The organism is Streptomyces sp. NPDC058872 (genome assembly GCF_042743065.1).
Lineage (GTDB): Bacteria > Actinomycetota > Actinomycetes > Streptomycetales > Streptomycetaceae > Streptomyces.
In genome coordinates this window covers 44,680-61,574 of the sequence record NZ_JBHYMK010000048.1, presented here as the reverse complement: position 1 = coordinate 61,574, position 16,895 = coordinate 44,680, and the positions used below count along the sequence as shown (strand labels likewise).

Below are 16,895 nucleotides of genomic sequence, written 5' to 3'. Positions count from 1 at the left end.
CGCCCCCCGCGCGCGGGGGGGGGGGGGGGGCCCGGCCCTCCGGGGCCGGGGGGGGGGGGGGGGCCGCGGCCCACCCGGGGGGGGGGGGGGCCCGGCGGGGGGGGGCCCCCCCCCCCTCCGGGCGTCGCCCAGGGCCTCAGTCCAGGGCGTCCTCCAGTCGCGCGTCCCGCGGGGCCGCGTCGGACTGCTGCGGGAGCCCGGGCTCGGCGCCCTCCCCCTCGTCCCGGGTCGCCCGCTCCACCGCCTTCCGTTCCGCACGGCGCTGCTTGGGCAGCTCCACCATCGCGTAGAGCGTCGGCACCAGGAGCAGCGTCAGCAGCGTCGAGGTGATCAGACCGCCGATCACCACCACCGCCAGCGGCTGGGCGATGAAGCCGCCTTCGCCGGTGATGCCGAGGGCCATCGGCAGCAGGGCGAAGATCGTCGCCAGGGCGGTCATCAGGATCGGACGGAGCCGGTGCCGGCCGCCCTCGATCACCGCTTCGACGACCCCCAGGCCCTGCGCCCGGTACTGGTTGATCAGGTCGATCAGAACGATCGCATTGGTGACGACGATGCCGATGAGCATCAACATGCCGATCATCGCCGGGACGCCCATCGCCGTGCCGGTCGCCACGAGCAGGCCGATCGCGCCGGTGGCCGCGAACGGAATCGAAACCAGCAGGATCAGCGGCTGGACCAGCGACCTGAAGGTCGCCACCAGGAGCATGAAGACGATCGCGATGGCCGCGAGCATCGCCAGGAACAGATTGAGGAAGGCCTCGCTCTGGTCCTCCGTGACCCCGCCGATGGTGGCGGTCGCACCCGCCGGCAGGTCGAGCTCCTTGAGCTCGCCCTGCAGCGAGGCGCTCACCGCACCGGTGTTGTCACCGACCGGCTTGGCCGTGATCGTCGCGGCGCGGGCACCGTCGATCCGCGTCATCGAGACCGGACCGGGAACGAGTTCGACGGTGGCGACGTCGCCCAGCTTCACCGGGCCGAGCGGCAGGGCCCTGAGCTCGGCCAGCGTGGTGGCCGGGCGGGCCGAGGTGATGAGCACGTCCCGCTCGGCGTCGTCGAGGGTCGCCTTGGCGGCCGGAGTGCCCCGGACGGCCTGGGCGACGATCGCGCCGAGCGAGGCGGTGTCGAAGCCGGCGTCGGCCGCCCCGGCCTTCGCCCTCACCGAGATCCGCGGGACGGACTGCGCCAGGTCGCTCTGGACGTCGCTGACGTCCTCGAGCCCGGCGATCGCGACCCGGACCTGCTCCGACGCCTCCGTGAGGACCTGCGGGTCGGAGGCCTTGACGATCACCTTGAGGTCCTGGGAGCCGAAGGCCTCGCCCGCCGAGATGGTGGTGTCCCCGATCCCGTCGAGGGCGCCGATCCCCTTCTCGATCTTCTCGCGGGTCTCCTCGTACGAAGCGGAGTCGTGCAGGCTGACCTTGTAGGAGGCCTGGTTCGACCCGGTGGCCCCGCCGAAGGCCGCCATGAAGCCCGAGGAACCGACGGTGACCTGGTAGTCCTTCACGCCCTCGGTCTTCGCCAGGACGCCCTCGATCTTCTTCGCGGCTTCGTCGGAGGCACCCAGGCTGGTGCCGGGCGGGAGCTCCTGCCGGATGGTGAAGACCTCCTGCTCGCCCTGGTCGAAGAAGTTCGTCTTGAGCAGCGGAGTCATGGCGAAGGTGCCGACCAGGACGACGAGGGCGACGAGCAGGCTCGTCCCCCGGCGCCCGGTCGCGAACCGCAGCACCGGTACGTACAGGCGCTGGAGACGGCTCTTCTCCTCCTTCTCCTCGGCAAGCCTGCGGGCCTCCGCCAGGTCCTCCGGAGTGCCCTTGGGAGCACGCAGGAACCAGTACGAAAGCACCGGAACCACCGTCAGGGAGACGAGCAGCGAGGCCAGCAGGGCCGCCGTGACCGTCAACGAGAACGAGCCGAACAGCTCGCCGATCATGCCGCCGGTCAGACCGATCGGCAGGAAGACCGCGACGGTCGTGAGGGTCGAGGAGGTGACGGCGCCGGCCACCTCGCGGACCGCGGTGAGGATGGCGGCCTGGCGCTCCTCGCCGTAGCCCAGGTGCCGCTTGATGTTCTCCAGGACCACGATCGAGTCGTCCACGACCCGGCCGACGGCGATGGTGAGGGCGCCGAGCGTCAGCATGTTGAGCGAGAGGTCACGGGTCCACAGCACGATGAGGGCGAGGACGACCGAGAGCGGGATGGAGACCGCGGTCACCAGGGTCGAGCGGATCGACGTGAGGAAGACCAGGATCACCAGGACGGCCATGACGAGGCCGAGAGCGCCCTCCGTGGTCAGGCCGGAGACGGCCTTCGCGACGGCCGGCCCCTGGTCCGACACGACGGTCAGACGGGCACCGGCGCCGAGGTCGCGGCGCAGCTCGGGCAGCTTCTCCTCGACGGCGTCGGAGATGGTGACGGCGCTGCCGTCCTTGTCCATGGTGGCCATGACGGCGAGGCTGGGCTTGCCGTTGGTGCGGGTGACGGAGGTGCGCGGCGCCTCCTCCTGCCGCACGGTGGCGACGTCGCCCAGGCGGACCGCCTTGCCGCGTCCGGGGACGGCCGCCGGGATGCGGAGGTCCTCGATCTGCTGCAGGGAGGTGTAGCCGCCGCCGACCTGGATCGTGCGGGACCTGCCGGCCTCCGAGAAGGCGCCGGCGGGCATCGTCGCGCCGCCGGAGCGGAGGGCCTCGGCGAGCTTCATGGTGTTCAGTCCGGCCGCGGCGAGCTTCCGCTCGTCCGGAGTGACGGAGACCTGGAGGTCCTGGACGCCGCTGATGGTGACCCGGCCGACGCCCTCGATGTCCTGGAGGGCGGGCACGACGGTCCGCTCCAGCTGGTCGGCGAGCGCCTGCGGGTCCTTGTCCGAGGAGGCGGCGAGGACGACGGTCGGCATGTCGTCGGTCGAGCCGGCGATCACCTGGGGGTCAACGGTGCCGGGCAGTTGGGCACGGGCGCGGTTGACCGCCTGCTGGACGTCGGCGACGAGCTGCTTCGTCGACTCGTCGCCGTAGTCGAAGGAGGCCATCACGAGGGCCATGCCCTCGGAAGCGGTGGAGGTGACCGACGTGAGGCCGTCGACGGCCTTCAGGTTGTTCTCCAGCGGCTCGACGACCTGCTTCTCGACCACATCGGGAGAGGCCCCCTGGTACGGGGCGAGGATCGAGACCATGGGGAGCTCGATCGAGGGGAACAACTGCTGCTTCAGCTGCGGGATCGCGATCGCGCCGAACACGATCGCGACGATGGACATCAGCCCGATCAGGGCCCGTTGCGCGAGGCTGAATCTGGACAGCCAGGACATGGGGTCTCTCTTCTGTGGCGTACTCGTCGACGGGCGGGAGCAGGCCGGGACCCCGGCCGGGTCGGCCGGGCGCGCCCCCGCCCCCACGATCTGCCATCGGCAGCCGGAAGTCTTCGGCCCTCGGGTCCACTTCCACGTGCCGCGCATACCGCGTCTGGAGTACGCCGGGGCCTCCGGTCAGTCCGCCCTCGGGCGTACCAGGCCCGACTCGTAGGCCGTCACCACCAGCTGGGCCCGGTCACGGGCGCCGAGCTTGGACATGGTCCGGTTGACGTGTGTCTTCACGGTGAGCGGGCTGACCTCGAGCCGCTCGGCGATCTCGTCGTTGGACAGCCCGCCGGCGACGAGGACGAGGACCTCGCGCTCCCGGGCGGTGAGCGCGGCGAGCCGTTCGGTACGGGCTCGGGCGCCCGCCCCCGCGGCGTCCGCCCCCGTCCCCTGGGCGAGGAAGGTGGTGATCAGGCCCTTGGTGGCGGCCGGGGAGAGCAGGGCCTCGCCGGCGTGGGCGATCCGGATGGCGCCGAGCAGCTCTTCCGGCTCGGCCCCCTTGCCGAGGAAGCCGGAAGCACCGGCGCGCAGCGACTGCACGACGTACTCGTCGACCTCGAACGTGGTCAACATGACGATCCGTACCTCGGCGAGCTCGGGGTCGGCGCTGATCATCCGGGTCGCGGCGAGGCCGTCGGTGCCCGGCATCCGGATGTCCATCAGGACCACGTCGGGCCGGGCGGAGCGGGCGAGCTCGACCGCCCGGGCGCCGTCGGGCGCCTCCCCCACGACCTCCATGTCGGGCTCGGAGTCCACCAGGACCTTGAAGGCGCTGCGGAGCAGGGCCTGGTCGTCGGCGAGCAGTACCCGGATCGTCATGCGGGGCCCCTTCCCTCCTCCTCGGCGCGGGAGGTCACCGGCAGTATCGCCTGGACGCGGAAGCCGCCGCCGTAACGGGGGGCTGCGGTGAGGGTGCCGCCGAGGGCGCCGACCCGTTCCCGCATCCCGAGCAGACCGTGGCCGCCGACCGGCGGCAGCTCCGGGGCCCGGGACGGAACGGTCGGGGGCGTGCCGTCGTCGAGGACGGTGATCTCGACCGTGCGCCCCACCCGGATGACGCTCACCTCCGCCGCCGCCTCCGGTCCGGCGTGCTTGCGCACATTGGTCAGGGCCTCCTGCACGATCCGGTACGCGGCCAGGTCGACCGCGGCCGGAAGCGCCAGGCCCTCGTCGGTGCGGGCCAGGGCGACGGGGAGGCCGGCCTTGCGGAAGCTGTCGAGCAGCCCGTCGAGGACGGCGAGGCCCGGGGCCGGTTCGGTGGGCGCCTCCGGGTCGCCGGACTGGCGCAGCAGGCCGACGGTGGCGCGCAGTTCGTCGAGGGCGGAGCGGCTGGCCTCGCGGACGTGGGCGAGGGCCTCCTTGGCCTGGTCGGGGCGCTTGTCCATGACGTGGGCGGCGACCCCGGCCTGGACGTTCACCAGGGCGATGTGGTGGGCGACGACGTCGTGGAGGTCGCGGGCGATGCGCAGCCGCTCCTCGGCGACCCGGCGCCCGGCCTCTTCCTCCCGGGTCCGCTCGGCCCGTTCGGCCCGCTCCCTCATCGCGTCCACGAACGCCCGGCGGCTGCGGACGGCGTCCCCGGCCGCCGCCGCCATGCCGGTCCAGGCGAAGACGCCGAGGTTCTCCTGGGCGTACCAGTGGGTGGGCCCGGCGACCATGGCCGCGGCGGTGAGCACCGTCATGGTGACCAGGCCGACCCGCCAGGTGGTGGGCCGGTCGGTGCGGGAGGCCACGGTGTAGAGCGCGATGACGGCGCTCATCGCGATGGGGGCGGGCTTGGTGTCGGTGACCAGCTCGCAGAGGCTGATCGTCACGGTGAAGAACAGCACGGCGAAGGGGCTGCGGCGGCGCAGCACCAGCGCGGCGGCCCCCGCGACCATGATCAGGACGCTCCAGGCGTCGGGCCGGTGGTCCCCGAAGGTGGGTCCGTCAGGACTGCCGTGCGGGTCGGTGAGGGACGCGGCGACCATGCAGACGAGCGCGCCGGCGGCGATCGCCGCGTCGAAGGCGAGCGGATGCGCGCGGAACCAGTCGAGGAGGGGCAGCTGACTGGAGGGGCTGTCGGGGGTGGGGCCGGTGGGCGTCACGGGAGACAACGGTACGGGGCGCCGACCGGCCCGGGTCCCGGCCGCGGGCTCGGGCTCGGGCTCGGTGAGCAGCGTCCGGCGGATCCCGCTGCCCCGGGGCGGCGGGATCCGGCCGGGCCGGGGGTCAGCCCGGGATGAGGCCGTCGTCCGAGAGCATCGCCCGGACTTCTTCCAAGCTCGCGTCCGGGGCCGGAAGGATCAGCTCCGAGGGTTCGAGGGCGGCGTCCGGGAGGGGCGCACCGAGCCGCCGGACGGCGTCGAGGAGGGCGCCGAGCGTGCGCCGGAACCCCTCCGCATCGCCCGACTCCATCTCCACGAGCAGCTCGTCGTCGAGCTTGTTCAGCTCGACGACGTGGGTGTCGGCCAGCTTCCACTGGCCCTCCCCCATGATCCGCACGATCATGACGCGTCCTGTCTGTCGCCTACTTCTCGAAGCGAGGGTGGGACTGCTGAGTGCGGTCCTGCGGCGCGGACGCGCCACCGCCCTCGATGGCCTGCTGCTGCGCCGAGGGACCCCCGGCCAGTTCGGCCTTCATGCGCTGGAGCTCCAGCTCGACGTCCGTGCCGCCGGAGAGGCGGTCCAGCTCCGCCTGGATGTCGTCCTTGCCGAGGCCGGACTGGTCGTCCAGGGCGCCCGAGGCGAGCAGCTCGTCGATCGCGCCGGCACGCGCCTGGAGCTGGGCGGTCTTGTCCTCGGCCCGCTGGATCGCGAGGCCGACGTCGCTCATCTCCTCGGAGATGCCGGAGAAGGACTCGGCGATCCGGGTCTGCGCCTGGGCCGCCGTGTAGGTCGCCTTGATGGTCTCCTTCTTGGTACGGAAGGCGTCCACCTTGGCCTGGAGGCGCTGGGCGGCGAGGGTCAGCTTCTCCTCTTCGCCCTGCAGCGTCTGGTGCTGCACCTCCAGGTCGCTGACCTGCTGCTGCAGCGCGGCCCGACGGGACAGCGCTTCCCGCGCCAGGTCCTCGCGGCCGAGTGCCAGCGCCTTGCGGCCCTGGTCCTCCAGCTTGGCGGACTGGCCCTGCAGCTGGTTCAGCTGGAGTTCGAGCCGCTTGCGGGAGGTGGCGACGTCGGCCACGCCCCGACGGACCTTCTGCAACAGCTCCAGCTGCTTCTGGTAGGAGTAATCGAGCGTCTCCCGCGGATCCTCGGCCCGGTCAAGGGCCTTGTTCGCCTTCGCGCGGAAGATCATCCCCATACGCTTCATGACACCGCTCATGGGCTTCGCGCGCCCCCTTCTGACGGACTCGGCTCCAGCTCTTCAACAGGATCCACAGTACGGGCCCTGCCTCCATTACCGCACTGTTCGGAGCGGGATGCGCTCCTCCCCAAGGACGAATGCGTGCGGTGTTTCCTCCCGCGCAGGGAGTAGACGGACCCCGGGGAGACCACGCCCGCCCCGCGCGCACACCGCCCAAGACGCAGTCCGTTAGCAGATCGTTCCCGCCCTGCACGGGGTTCATGCCCACCACCCCGTACCCTTGGGCTTTGTGTTCCGTAGCCGTTCGAAGGACGAGAAGGCCCCCACCGACAAGGTGACGGCGGACCTCTCCACCAAGCAGCCCCGCGACCCCGAGGCCCCCAAGGGCCGCCCGACCCCGAAGCGGAGCGAGGCGCAATCACAGCGCCGTCGCGCCGCGAAGGTGCCGACCGACCGCAAGGAGGCCGCCAAGCGGCAGCGCGAGGCACGCCGCGCCGACCTGGCCCGCCAGCGCGAGGCGCTGGCCAGCGGCGACGAGCGCTACCTGCCGGCCCGCGACAAGGGTCCGGTGCGCCGCTTCGTGCGCGACTTCGTCGACTCGCGGTTCGCCATCGCCGAGTTCTTCCTGCCGATGGCCGTGGTGATCCTCGTGCTGTCGATCTTCGGCAACAAGAACCCGGGCCTGCAGAACATCTCCCTGCTGCTCTGGCTCGGCGTGATCATCCTGATCGTGCTCGACTCGATCGGCATCTGGATCCGTCTCCGGAAGCAGCTGAAGGAGCGCTTCCCGAACGAGCCGAAGCGGGGCGCCATCGCCTACGGCTTGATGCGCACGCTCCAGATGCGCCGACTGCGTCTGCCGAAACCCCAGGTCAAGCGCGGAGAGCGACCCTGACTGCCGAAGGCTCGGAGTTCGACGGGGCCGCCTTCGGTACGGCCACGTCGGAGCCGGAAGGCCCGGTCCTGCCCGTCGTCACGCACTGGCCCGCCGGCCCCGGCGGCCTTCGTGACACCATCCGGCAGGAGCTCGTCGCCCGTCAGCTCGACGAGCAGATAACCGGCCGCTACCCGGTGGGACAGCGGCTGCGCATCCTGGACGCCGGCATGGGGCAGGGCACCCAGGCCTTGCGCCTGGCGCGGGCCGGGCACACCGTGACCGGTCTGGAGTCCGACCCCGAGCTGTTGCAGACGGCACGGGAATCGCTGGCGACGGAGCCCGCCGGAATCCGCGAGCGGGTCCGGCTGATCCAGGGCGACGGGCGCGAGACCGGGGTGCACTTCCTGCCCGGCAGCTTCGACGTCGTCCTCTGCCACGGCGTGATCATGTACGCGGACGAGCCGGACGCACTGCTCGCGGGCCTGGCCCGGATGCTGGCCCCCGGCGGCCTGCTGTCCCTGGTGGTGCGGAACGCCGAGGCCCTCGCCATGCGGCCGGGGCTCGCCGGCGACTGGTCGGGGGCGCTCGCCGCCTTCGACTCGGACGTCTACACCGATGACAACGGCACGAAGGTGCGGGCCGACCGGCTGGACGTGCTCACGATGACCCTCGCGGGGATCGCGGCACCGCTGCACGCCTGGTACGGGGTGCGGGTCTTCACCGAGGACCTCCCGGCGGACGCCGGACTTCCGGCCGCGGAGGAGCTGGAACGGCTGCTCGCCGCGGAGGACCGGGCGGGACGCACGGAACCGTACCGCCGGGTCGCGGGGCTGTTGCACCTGTGCGGGGTCCGCGGCTGACCGACGCCCGGACGGACACCCGGGTACCGCCCCGGATCCCGTGCCGTGGTGCCGAAGGACCACGAAGGACCACGAAGGGCCGGGGCGACGTGGACGGTGCGGTGCCCCGCGCCCCCACGCCTCCCCTGCCGGTGACCGGGTGCCGTGGCCGGAAGGCGGCCGGGCGGCGCGGCGGCACGGCGGGGCCGTGCCGGTCGTCACCGACCGGTGGACCGTTCCGGCCCTCGGCGCTACCCCTCCGCGTCGAGGGGCATCGGACCGTAGACCTTGGCCCCGTCCTCCGAGAGGGTCACCTGGTCCGCACCGCCCGAGAGGAGGTCGCGCCAGTGCTCACCGATCCAGCTCTCGGCGTCGCCCTGGGTGGTGAACTCCTCCGGAGCCACCACCGGCTCGACCTCGGTGCCGTCGGACTTCTCGAACCGCCACGTCCATGCCATGTACGCCTCCTGGCGCTCACCGGATGATCGGTTTCCTGCCCGCAGCGTAGCCGGGCGCGCACGCCCAGCGGCGGCGCGGGAGGATCTGAGGGTGGAACTGACTCTGCTCGGCACCGGCGCACCCCCCGGACTCCCCCGCCCCGACTGCCCCTGCGCGGTGTGCGCCCGTTCCCTCGGGCCCCGGGCCCGGGCCGCGACGGCGCTGCTCGTGGACGGGGCCCTGCTGCTCGACCTGACCCCGGGGGCCGCGCTCGCCGCCGCCCGGTCGGGGCATTCCCTGGTGGGGGTGCGGCAGGTGCTGCTGACCCATCCGCACGACGGACCCGCCGTGGACGTGCCCGCCGGACTTCCCACCGCGGGGCGGGTGCCGGACGGACGGGAGCTGACCCTGATCAGCGGTCACCGGGTGCGGGCCGTGGCGATGGACTCCCCCGGCACCGGGTACGAAGTGGTCTCGGCCGACGGCGAACGGCTGCTCTACCTGCCGCCGGGCGGGGCCGCTGCGGGCCTGAACGGGAACGGCCTGCAGCCGTACGACATGGTCGTCGCCGACGTCACGGGCCGGCCGGACGGGCTCGCCCGGTTGCGGGCGACCGGTGCGGTGGGTCCCACCACCGAGGTGATCGCGGTGCACCTGGACCACGACGTGCCGACGGGCCCCGAGCTGGAGCGGCGGCTCGCGGCGGCGGGGGCGCGGACGGTGCCGGACGGAACGACGCTGTACGTCGGCGAGTACCACGAACTGCCGGACGTGCCCCGGCGGACGCTGGTGACCGGCGGGGCCCGCTCCGGGAAGTCGGTGGAGGCGGAACGGCGCCTGGAGGCCTTCCCCGAGGTGCTGTACGTGGCGACGAGCGGCACCCGGGAGGGCGATCCCGAGTGGTCCGAGCGGGTGGGGCTGCACCGGGAGCGGCGGCCCGCTTCGTGGCGGACCGCGGAGACCTGCGAGCTCGTCCCGCTGCTCGCGGCGGACGGGCCGGCCCTGCTCATCGACTGCCTGTCCCTGTGGTTGACGGACGCCATGGACCGGGTGGGCGCCTGGGACGACGCCACCTGGGCGGCGGGCGGACGGGCGGCACTGCGGGAGCGGACGGCGGCGCTGGTGGCGGCGGTGCGGGCGACGCGCCGCACGGTGGTGGCGGTGACGAACGAGGTCGGCTCGGGGGTGGTGCCGGCGACCGCCGCGGGGCGCCGGTTCCGGGACGAGCTGGGCCGGTTGAACGCCGCCTTCGCCGAGGAGTGCGAGGAGGTTCTCCTCGTGGCCGCGGGGCAGGCCCTCGTGCTGCGCGGGTAGGGTGCGATCACCGATGGCCCTCGCTGATTTGTCACAAGGCGGAACCCGTGAACCTGGACGACTTCTCCGATCTGATCGAGCGCCCCGACGGCGGGATACGGCGTGACGCCGAGGAGCGCCGGGAACGGCTGACCGTGCCGCCGGGGGCGCTCGGCCGGCTGGACGAGCTGGGCGAGTGGCTGTCGGCCGCGCAGGGCTCGGTCAAGGTGCGGGCGATCGAACAGCCGAAGGCGGTGCTGTTCGCGGGCGACCACGGGATCGCCTCGCTCGACGTGTCCGGCCGCACCGCGGGCACCACGCACGAGTTGGTGCGCGCGGTGCTGGAGGGGACGAGCCCGGTGGCCGTCCTGGCCCGCGCGACGGGCGTGCCGGTGCGGGTCGTGGACGCCGGTGTGGACTGTGCCCCGGAGCTGCTGCCCGCCGAGGTGGTGCGGCACCGGGTGCGGCGCGGCAGCGGGCGGATCGACGTCGAGGACGCGCTGACGGTCGAGGAGGCCGAGGCAGCGGTCCGGCTGGGCATCGCGATCGCCGACGAGGAGGCCGACTCGGGCACCGATCTGGTGGTGCTCGGGGACCTGAGCGTCGGCGGGACGACCCCGGCGTCCACGCTGATCGCCGCGCTGTGCGGCACGGACGCCTCGGTGGTGACCGGCCGGGGCGGTGCCGGGATCGACGACCTGGCGTGGATGCGCAAGTGTGCGGCGATCCGGGACGCGCTGAGGCGGGCCCGACCGGTGCTGGGCGACCAGGTGGAGCTGCTCTCCGCGGTCGGCGGCGCGGACCTGGCGGCGATGACCGGGTTCCTGCTGCAGGCCTCGGTGCGGCGGATGCCGGTGATCCTGGACGGCGTGGTGGGAGCCGCGTGCGCGCTCGTGGCGCAGCGGGCGGCCTTCCGGGCGCCGGACTGGTGGCTGGCGGGTCAGGTGAGCGGTGAGCCGGCGCAGACGAAGGCACTGGACCGGATGGCGCTCAACCCCTTGCTGGACCACGGCGTCCATGTGGGTGAGGGAACCGGGGCACTGCTCGCGCTTCCCCTCGTCCAGGCCGCGGCGGCACTCGCCGCGGAGCTGCCCGAGCGCCCGGATCCGACCACTCCGGACGCCGTGGAAGGTGTGGACGGGGAGGCCTGAGCCCAGACGGAATCGTCAGCTCCGGAGGCGGTCACGCGCGACGCGCGCATGGCCGCCTCCGGCGTCTCCGCACGACAAGTGGCGCCCCATATGATCGCTTTTCATGGGAGAAGTCCGTTTGTCTGCCGAAGCAGTGACCCGGAGCAGCACCCCGCGGGGCAGCACCACCCGTTCGCGGCGCAGCGCCACGTTCGCCGTCTGGTACTTGCGCGTCGTGACGTTCATCAACTTCCTGAGCGCCGTCTGGGTCTCGCTCGGGCAGGACCTGCGCCGCCACAACCAGGACGACTACTTCACCCCGTACCTGCTCACCGCGGGCTTCGCCTCGGGGGTGTTCACCCTCTTCCTCGCGATCACCATGCGGCGGCGCAAGCGGGCCGCCTGGATCCTCAACCTGGTGCTCAGCGGCCTCTTCCTGCTGCTCTTCGCGCTCGTGATGCTCTTCCCGGAGATCCGTCAGCACACCCAGAACTGGATCTCGCTGGTGCTGACCGCGACCTTCGTGCTCGCGCTGCTCCTCGGCCGCAGGGAGTTCTACGCGAAGGGCGACCGCTCCAACCCCCTGCTCGCCGGGGCCGTGGCGGTCGGCGGACTGCTCGTCACCTCGCTGCTCGCCGCCGTCCTGGTGACCGTCACCAACGAATCCACCGGAAGTTCCAGCTTCCCGGACCGCTGGAAGTACGGCCTGATGCGGCTGGTGACGCTGGCGTCCGACGACTCACGCTTCGCCGGGATCAGCACGCCCGGCTGGGTCGACGTCACCATCAACGTGCTGTCCACCCTGCTGCTCTTCGCGGTGCTCTTCGCCGCCTTCCGCTCCCGGCGGGCCGTCGATCCGCTCACCGAGGAGGACGAGGAGCGGCTGCGGGCGCTGCTCGACAAGCACGGCGAGCGGGACTCGCTCGGCTACTTCGCGTTGCGCCGGGAGAAGAGCGCGGTCTGGTCGCCGAGCGAGAAGGCCGCGGTCGTCTACCGGGTGGTCGGCGGGGTGTCCTTGGCCTCGGGCGACCCGATCGGCGATCCCGAGGCCTGGCCCGGCGCCATCGAGCCCTGGCTCGCCGAGGCACGCGAACACGGCTGGATCCCGGCGGTGATGGGCGCCGGCGAGGAGGCCGGGGTCATCTACGGCCGGCACGGGCTGGACGCCCTGGAACTGGGCGACGAGGCGATCGTGGAGACCGACGAGTTCACCCTCGACGGACGGGCCATGCGAACGGTCCGACAGGCCTTCAACCGGGTGAAGCGGGCCGGGTACGAGGTCCGGATCCGACGCCACGAGGACATTCCCGCCGGGGAGATGGCCGCACTGCTGCGCAAGGCGGACGACTGGCGGGACGGCGCGACCGAGCGCGGCTTCTCCATGGCGCTCGGTCGGCTCGGCGACCCCCGGGACGGCCGCTGCGTGATGCTGGAGTGCACCGACGAACGGGGCGAGCTGCGGGCCCTGTTGTCCTTCGTCCCCTGGGGACCGAAGGGCCTCTCGCTGGACCTGATGCGCCGCGACCGGGAATCCGAGAACGGCCTGATGGAATTCATGGTGATCGAACTCCTCCAGCGGGCCGAGGAGATCGGGATCACCCAGGTCTCACTGAACTTCGCGATGTTCCGGTCCGTCTTCGAACGCGGCTCGAAGCTCGGGGCGGGACCCGTGCTGCGCATGTGGCGTTCCCTGCTCAGCTTCTTCTCCCGCTGGTGGCAGATCGAGTCGCTGTACCGCGCCAACGCCAAGTACCGACCGATCTGGGAGCCCCGGTTCATGCTCTTCGAAAAAAGCGCCGACCTGCTGCGCATCGGCCTCGCGGCCGGCCGCGCCGAGGGGTTCCTGGAGGCTCCGGGACTGCCGAAGTGGCTGCACCGCAGGCATCTGGAGGGCGGACGTTGATCCGCGGGGTCCGGAGGTTCGTCCACCGCGAGTGGGGACCCCTGTTCGGCACCGTACGGACGGCACTCGTCACCCGGGGGTGGCGGGCGGTTCCGCTGACGCTGACCGCCGTCGGCCTCACCGCGCTCTTGCAGGTCGTGCAGAACCAGGACTGGGGGTACCCACCGGTCCAGGCCGTCGGGTCGGTGCGGGCCGAGGACCCGCTGTGGGCCGCCCTCCTCCGCACGCCGCTCTCGCTCTTCGTCCCCGCGCTCGACCTGCCGGTGTGGGGCGCGCTCGCGCAGGTGCTGCTGGTGTTCGGGATCGCCGAGATCTGCATCGGGCGGTGGCGGACGCTGGGCCTCGCCTATCTGGCGACACTGGCCGGCACGCTCTATGCCCGCCTGGGCATCGCGCTCGGCCCGGACGGCCCGCTCGGGCTGCCCGCCACCGACGCACAGGTCGTCGACACCGGCCCCTCGGCGGCCGTGGTGGGCCTCGCCGTGTACGTCTGCTGGCGGTACGGGGCGCGGTGGACGGGGGCGCTCGTCGTCGTCGCCATGGTCGTCGAGGTGCTCGTGAAGCCGAACCTGGCGGGGAAGGAGCACCTGGCGGCGATCATCGCCGTCCTCGTCCTGATCGCGGTCCGGGGCCGGCGCGGGCGGCGTCAGGCCGGCGGGGTCGGCCCCCGTCCGGGGACGCGTTCCTGGAAGCCGCCGATCAGGTCCTGAAAGCGGCGTCGCCATCTGGTCCAGCGCCGGTCGTGCCGGTAGGTGCGGATCTGGGACCGGGCCCTGGCCCGGTGGCGACGGCCGTAGAAGTGTCGGGACCACCAGGAGCCGGGGCGGGCGAGGCGAACCGCCCCGACCACCGCGACGAAGGGGATGAAGGTCCCGAACACGGCCATCCGGAACTTCCCCTTCACCAACGCGACCAGGACGAAGAGGAAGTTCAGCACCAGGGTGAGCACGACGGTGGCACGGTCCTGCCGTTCGTCGGCGGTCACGCCCTCGACGCCGAGCGGCGAGAAGCCGCCGAGCGCAAGCCCCACCAGGGCCGCGGTGAGCGCGACCACCTCGACGCTCTTGCGGCCGTCTTCCGACCAGTACACGTCGTCGAGGTGCAGGATGAGCGCGAACTCGTCCAGGACGAGACCGGCGCCGACCCCGAAGACGACCGCGAAGACGGACGCTCCGACGCCGTGCCGGCCGCTGAACACCGCGCCGAAGCCGCCGAGGACCGTGAGGACGACGCCGGGCACGACGTGATGGATGTGGAGCCCGCCGGAAGAAACGTTCCGGAAGGGCCCCTTCCCGGCCCGGATGAGTCGGGTGACGGCACGGGTGACCAGGAAAGTCAGGACGAACGAGGTCAGAGCGAGCAGCATCGGGAGCTTGCCCGGCTCGACGATGTTGCGGGAGAACCAGTGACCCATGCCACCCCGTTCCGATATGTGCGATATGCGCAATCTACCGTTCGAGGGCGAGGATTACCCTGCCCGGATGGACGGCCTGCGTTTCGCCTTCGGAACCCTCACCGTGTTCCCCACCCGCATCACCCGCTGGGACCGGGACGCGGCGCGGGCCGGCATGCTCTGCGCCCCGGTCGCCGGTCTGGCCCTCGGCCTCTGCTCGGCCGCGCTCGGCGGGGCCTTCTTCGCGCTCGGCGCGGGGCCGCTGCTCGCCGCCGTCGTCACCGCGGCGGTCCCCGCCGCCCTCACCCGGGGCCTCCACCTCGACGGCCTCGCGGACACCGCCGACGGCCTCGGCAGCGCCAAACCGGCCGAGGACGCGCTGCGCATCATGAAGCAGTCGGACATCGGCCCGTTCGGGGTCATCGCCCTGGTCTTCGTCCTGTTCGCCCAGGTCGCCGCGCTGTACGAGCTGTACGAGGAGGGGTGGGTGCACGGCACGGTCGCCGCCGTCCTCACCGCCGTCCTCGCCCGTCTCGCCCTCACCCACGCGTCCCGCCACGGCGTTCCCGCGGCCCGTCCGGAGGGCCTCGGCGCGATCGTCGCCGCCACCGTCCCGACCAGGTCGGCCACCCTCCTGACCGGGCTCGTCCTGGTGCTCTGCGCCTCGGCGGGCCTGCTCCTGTCCCCGTACCAGGCCATCCACAACGTCCTGGCGGCCGGAGCGGCCCTCTGCACGGCGGCCCTCCTGCTCCGCCGGTGCGTGCGACGGTTCGGCGGGGTGACCGGCGACGTGTTCGGCGCGGTCGAGGAGACGACGGCGACGGTGGCACTGATCGCCCTGGCCCTGGGGTGATCGCTGCCCGGTCACGGACCGGGCGCGACCACCGGCGCCGCTGCTGCTAGCAGGGCTGCCGCCACACCCCCAGCTCGTACTTCTTCCGCATCGAACTGAGGCCCAGTTCCTTCGCCCGGGGGCAGAACCGGTCCGTCGTCAGCTCGTACTCGACGTGGAAGACGGCCTTGCCCGCCGCGACGAACGGGGCGAGCCGACCGCACTCGTCGTACTCCGCGCACTGCTCGTTGACCGCGAAGTCGAAGTCCGGGAGCAGCTTCGGGATCTGGTCCAGGTCGTTCTTGAGGCCGACCGCGAGGCCGCGCTCATGGGCGAGGCGGGCGACGAGCCGGTTGTAGCGCAGTTGGTCGGCGGCGGTGAGGGGGAAGCCGGTGTCGTTCTTGTAGCCGTCCATGTTGTCGGGTTCGACGGCGTCGAAGCCCTTGTCCCGGCACATGTCGAGGCGCTTCGCCATGAGGGGTTCGAGGAGGTCGGTGCGGCGGACGTCGAGCCAGCGCTCGCCCTCCCAGCCGTTGCCCTTGCCGAGCAGTGACTCCGGGAAGGCGTCGGCATCGGGGCGGAAGTCCTCCCAGGCGCCGGTGGAGAGGTAGCAGATCACCTTGCGGCCCCGGTCGTGCAGGTCCCGCACGGTGGACGCCGGGTGGTCGAAGCCGTCGATGTCGTACACCGGGACGTCGACCGTCGGGTCGAGCCTGCCGCTGAGCTGCCACTGCCAGGCGAGCCCCGGAACCGGCCGCCAGCGGTCCTCCCGGGGGGGCTTCGCATCGGAGTCGGGAGCACCGCCGCAGGCCGTGGCGAGGAGGAGCAGCCCCAGGAGCAGGGGCGGCGTGCGCCTCCCGGGGCGGGCGCGGCCGGTGCGGGGGGAACGGCTCGTCGGGTGCGCTCGTGCCGTCGCACGGACTCGTCTCATCGGGCGGGCTCCAAGAGGTGCGGAAGGGTGCCCCAGGGGTGTGCACCGGTGCCCGGGACGGTGCAGTGCACCGGGGTGGCCGGACGCACTTCGGCGGGGGCTGCGTAGACCAGGTGGCAATAGTGCGGGGCGACCGGCAGGGAGAGGGTCCGGTAGGTGTCCCAGGGGCCCTCGAAGGTGACGAGGAGGTCGGCCTGGGCCTCGTAGCCGGGGTCCGGTTGGGCGCCGTGGTTGAAGACGAGGGTGGCGGCCCCGGCCGCCCGGGAGGCGACCGCGATCCGTTGGTAGTGGGCGAGCGCGGCGGGTGCGGTCGCCACCTGGTCCAGGAAGGCGCCGTCGGCGCCGTACCAGTCCCGGTGGCGAAGCAGTTCGGCGATCACCTCGGCGTGCGGGCGACGGCCGTAGGCGGTGTCCACGTAACCGAGGACCCGGACCCCGGCCGCCCGGAGCCGCCCGGCGACCCCGGCGAACGCCGGGTCGGGCGCCTCGCCCGCGCCGCTCGCCGGGTTCAGGACGACGCCGTACAGCGACGGGGCCGCGGCGACGAGGGCCGACCAGGCCTCGGGTCGCTCGGCCGGGTGCTCGTAGTAGGGCACCAGGAGGGAGGGGGGCGTCATGGCATCC

General features: G+C 72.7%; 16 protein-coding genes. 7 read left to right on the top strand and 9 right to left on the bottom strand.

The window, feature by feature from the left end:
• Window positions 1–136: 136 nt before the first annotated feature.
• From ACFW22_RS26545 to ACFW22_RS26525, 5 genes are all read right to left on the bottom strand, one after another.
• A complete protein-coding gene (locus ACFW22_RS26545) occupies window positions 137–3,301 on the bottom strand; it encodes an efflux RND transporter permease subunit (RefSeq protein WP_386409099.1) in 3,165 nt (1,054 codons plus the stop codon).
• Window positions 3,302–3,478: 177 nt separating this feature from the next.
• Window positions 3,479–4,168, bottom strand: coding sequence for a response regulator (locus ACFW22_RS26540; RefSeq protein ID WP_386409097.1), 690 nt, complete (start codon window positions 4,166–4,168; stop codon window positions 3,479–3,481).
• Window positions 4,165–5,436, bottom strand: a complete 1,272-nt coding sequence (locus ACFW22_RS26535; RefSeq protein ID WP_386409095.1) for a sensor histidine kinase — start codon at window positions 5,434–5,436, stop codon at window positions 4,165–4,167. The genes ACFW22_RS26540 and ACFW22_RS26535 overlap by 4 nt, the downstream gene beginning before the upstream one ends.
• A gap of 124 nt (window positions 5,437–5,560) precedes the next feature.
• Entirely contained in the window at window positions 5,561–5,839 is a 279-nt protein-coding gene (locus ACFW22_RS26530; protein WP_386409093.1) for a hypothetical protein, read from the bottom strand.
• Window positions 5,840–5,858: 19 nt separating this feature from the next.
• Window positions 5,859–6,653, bottom strand: a complete 795-nt coding sequence (locus ACFW22_RS26525; protein WP_386409091.1) for a PspA/IM30 family protein — start codon at window positions 6,651–6,653, stop codon at window positions 5,859–5,861.
• 271 nt (window positions 6,654–6,924) lie between these two features.
• Between ACFW22_RS26525 and ACFW22_RS26520 the strand changes: the two genes are divergently transcribed.
• Window positions 6,925–7,530 (top strand): DUF3043 domain-containing protein, encoded by a 606-nt coding sequence (locus ACFW22_RS26520; protein ID WP_386409089.1) that lies wholly within the window; start codon window positions 6,925–6,927, stop codon window positions 7,528–7,530.
• A gap of 119 nt (window positions 7,531–7,649) precedes the next feature.
• Window positions 7,650–8,372, top strand: coding sequence for a class I SAM-dependent methyltransferase (locus ACFW22_RS26515; RefSeq protein ID WP_386409105.1), 723 nt, complete (start codon window positions 7,650–7,652; stop codon window positions 8,370–8,372).
• A gap of 230 nt (window positions 8,373–8,602) precedes the next feature.
• Here ACFW22_RS26515 and ACFW22_RS26510 read toward each other — a convergent pair whose 3' ends face one another.
• Window positions 8,603–8,809 (bottom strand): hypothetical protein, encoded by a 207-nt coding sequence (locus tag ACFW22_RS26510; RefSeq protein ID WP_386409086.1) that lies wholly within the window; start codon window positions 8,807–8,809, stop codon window positions 8,603–8,605.
• A 91-nt stretch (window positions 8,810–8,900) separates the two neighbouring features.
• Here ACFW22_RS26510 and ACFW22_RS26505 point away from each other — a divergent pair, with 91 nt between their 5' ends.
• From ACFW22_RS26505 to ACFW22_RS26490, 4 genes are all read left to right on the top strand, one after another.
• A complete protein-coding gene (locus tag ACFW22_RS26505) occupies window positions 8,901–10,103 on the top strand; it encodes a bifunctional adenosylcobinamide kinase/adenosylcobinamide-phosphate guanylyltransferase (protein ID WP_386409084.1) in 1,203 nt (400 codons plus the stop codon).
• 47 nt (window positions 10,104–10,150) lie between these two features.
• Window positions 10,151–11,233, top strand: coding sequence for a nicotinate-nucleotide--dimethylbenzimidazole phosphoribosyltransferase (gene cobT / locus ACFW22_RS26500; protein WP_386409082.1), 1,083 nt, complete (start codon window positions 10,151–10,153; stop codon window positions 11,231–11,233).
• Window positions 11,234–11,336: 103 nt separating this feature from the next.
• Entirely contained in the window at window positions 11,337–13,115 is a 1,779-nt protein-coding gene (locus ACFW22_RS26495; protein WP_386409080.1) for a phosphatidylglycerol lysyltransferase domain-containing protein, read from the top strand.
• Window positions 13,112–13,825: a hypothetical protein gene (locus tag ACFW22_RS26490; RefSeq protein ID WP_386409078.1), complete on the top strand. Its 714-nt coding sequence runs from the start codon at window positions 13,112–13,114 to the stop codon at window positions 13,823–13,825. Before ACFW22_RS26495 ends, ACFW22_RS26490 begins: the two co-directional genes overlap by 4 nt.
• Here the strand turns inward: ACFW22_RS26490 and ACFW22_RS26485 are convergent.
• The gene (locus ACFW22_RS26485) at window positions 13,762–14,529 is read right to left on the bottom strand and encodes a hypothetical protein (protein ID WP_384882308.1); all 768 of its coding nucleotides are present in this window, start codon (window positions 14,527–14,529) and stop codon (window positions 13,762–13,764) included. The two genes, ACFW22_RS26490 and ACFW22_RS26485, sit on opposite strands and share 64 nt — an antisense overlap.
• 67 nt (window positions 14,530–14,596) lie before the next feature.
• Here ACFW22_RS26485 and cobS point away from each other — a divergent pair, with 67 nt between their 5' ends.
• Entirely contained in the window at window positions 14,597–15,361 is a 765-nt protein-coding gene (gene cobS / locus ACFW22_RS26480) for an adenosylcobinamide-GDP ribazoletransferase (RefSeq protein WP_386409076.1), read from the top strand.
• A gap of 46 nt (window positions 15,362–15,407) precedes the next feature.
• On the opposite strand, the gene ACFW22_RS26475 is transcribed toward cobS, so the two are convergent.
• Together ACFW22_RS26475 and ACFW22_RS26470 are read right to left on the bottom strand one after the other, a co-directional pair.
• A complete protein-coding gene (locus ACFW22_RS26475; protein ID WP_386409074.1) occupies window positions 15,408–16,271 on the bottom strand; it encodes an endo alpha-1,4 polygalactosaminidase in 864 nt (287 codons plus the stop codon).
• On the bottom strand, window positions 16,268–16,888 hold the full coding sequence (locus ACFW22_RS26470; protein WP_386409072.1) for a spherulation-specific family 4 protein: 621 nt from the start codon (window positions 16,886–16,888) through the stop codon (window positions 16,268–16,270). The genes ACFW22_RS26475 and ACFW22_RS26470 overlap by 4 nt, the downstream gene beginning before the upstream one ends.
• Window positions 16,889–16,895 lie beyond the last annotated feature (7 nt).